Here is a 2036-nt window from a genome sequence, read left to right on the forward strand (position 1 = left end):
AAAGCATATAAAACATTAAAATAGCCATTTGAAAATATTGAATGATTATAAGGTAAATTATCAAAATATGGATGAGTATTAAATTTTATTACATTTTTTTCTTTTTCAATTTCGGCTCCAGAATCATACAACATTCTATATTCTTGTTCAATTTTCGGCGGTTTGTTTGACAAGTCGAAACCAAAAAAAATATCACTTATAATTTTATTAGCATTTTTCTCTTGAGCAAAAGTTTTAATACTAATTAGTATTAAAAAAAATGTAATATATAATTTCATATGAATGCGTTTTTTATATCTGATCGTCAATGAATATGTCACATAACGTGTCGCCGCTTCACGGAGTTGCCGATGAAAGCGGGCCGAGTTCTCTCTGCCAAGATAGAACTTTCTTCGTGAAAACAAAACTTCCCGATACCGAAAACTCGGCAATTTCGTGAAACGGCTGTTGGCCGAAGTCGCGTTATTAGTCAGCACCAAGAAATTTTGTTTTTCCAGTTTTAATATCAACTTCTACAAAACTATGTTTTCCAAAAATCACATTAATTTTTTCTTTGTTTAATTTGATATACCTAATTTGAGCATTTCCAACGTCCGGTTTTCCACAAACTTTTATAATATTAGTTTTCCACATTTGCTTTCCGTTTTTATGTGCTGACAAAGTTTGGTTATCTTTCTCTATCCGATAGATTATTCCATCATTTAAAATTTCTCTATCGTCTGATAAAGTCAAATTTAATTCAGTTTGATTTTTACTTTTCGTTGAAGAATTAATTTGCGCAATCGAACTAGAGATCGTAAAAATACTTAAAATTAGAAATGCTATTTTTCTCATGATTTTCATATTTCCGGTGTTTTTCTGCGATTTCGGCCAACGTTTCGCGGCTTAAGCGAGGTTGCGATTTAAGCGAACTGAGTATTCTCTGCCAAGATAAAACTTTCTTCGTGAAAACAAAATTTCCGGTCACCGAAAACCAGCAATCTCGCTTAGCCGCTGTTATCTTCTCGGCTCTTAAGTTGATTTTTTCGTTTAGAAATTGACAAAAACCGTCCTAAAATATTTTCAATGATCTGTATCATCTTTTAAATTTTTGATTTGATAAATCAAACTTGACAAGATTTTAAAAAAGATAGAATTTCGACAATCCAATTGACAATATTTCTCAAAAAGAAACTCCGATTTGATTTTCGACAAACTAAACGACTATATTTTTCGATCAATAATTTTCAAGGATAATAAAAAATAGAAAATAATTTTACATCAATATTTGCCAAAGAAAATCCATAAAGCGATAAGTTTAAAAGCAATATTTTGACAAAAATTCGACAAACTTTTCGACAATTATAGAAGCAAAATAGGAGAAAAGTATGAAAACTATAACTGGTTCATTTTCAGAAGTTTCTCGCTTGGCGAGCTGGAAGATAACGTTCCTGGTATAAGCGCAGTCTTGCCTGTGTTGCGCCTGCGGCAGGCAATATTGCGCTTATACCGTGTTATGCGATTTTGTTGTGTTTATGGATATAAAACTACAAAATTTTAAAGTTGGCCCAACAAGTTTACGTGATAATTAATTTTTGATTATTTTTCTTTATCCTGCTGACGGATAAAAGAAGTTGTTAAAAATTCTATGCGCAAATTAAAGAGGTTAAGTAAGTTATAATAAACAAATTTGACTTTGTCATTTTTTTCTTCTAACTTAGCCAAGCCTTTTTTAGCGACTTCGCTTTGAAAACCAGTTTTCAGCAAATTCTTTTTGCAAAAGGCTTAAGCAAAAAAACTATCATTTTTTCCATTTAACCTCATGTAATTGTTTACAATAATTATCCGCAAACTTGGGGTCAATTTCGCATAACGTTTCGCGGCTTAAGCGAGGTTGCGATTCAAGCGAACTGAGTTTTCTCTGCCAAGATAAAACTTTCTTCGTGAAAACAAAATTTGTGGTTACTGAAAACCAGCAATCTCGCTTAGCCGCTGTTGTGCGTTCGGTTGAATTGAAAGAAAAAAGTTCGTATTAAATTCATTTTTTTCTGCGCAAA

3 protein-coding genes are annotated in these 2036 nt (G+C 31.9%); all 3 read right to left on the reverse strand.

From position 1 onward, the window contains the following. Positions 1 to 278, reverse strand: a 278-nt coding sequence (locus BLS32_RS17950) for a hypothetical protein (RefSeq protein WP_139171816.1), incomplete at its 3' end; no start/stop codon positions are given. A gap of 187 nt (positions 279 to 465) precedes the next feature. Next, positions 466 to 834, reverse strand: a complete 369-nt coding sequence (locus BLS32_RS17955; protein ID WP_175453167.1) for a hypothetical protein — start codon at positions 832 to 834, stop codon at positions 466 to 468. A 744-nt stretch (positions 835 to 1578) separates the two neighbouring features. Then, complete coding sequence (locus BLS32_RS18585; RefSeq protein ID WP_170227634.1) at positions 1579 to 1746, reverse strand: hypothetical protein; 168 nt, start codon at positions 1744 to 1746, stop codon at positions 1579 to 1581. Positions 1747 to 2036 lie beyond the last annotated feature (290 nt).

Origin of the sequence: Flavobacterium noncentrifugens (genome assembly GCF_900100375.1) — a bacterium.
In the GTDB taxonomy this organism is placed as follows: Bacteria; Bacteroidota; Bacteroidia; order Flavobacteriales; family Flavobacteriaceae; genus Flavobacterium; species Flavobacterium noncentrifugens.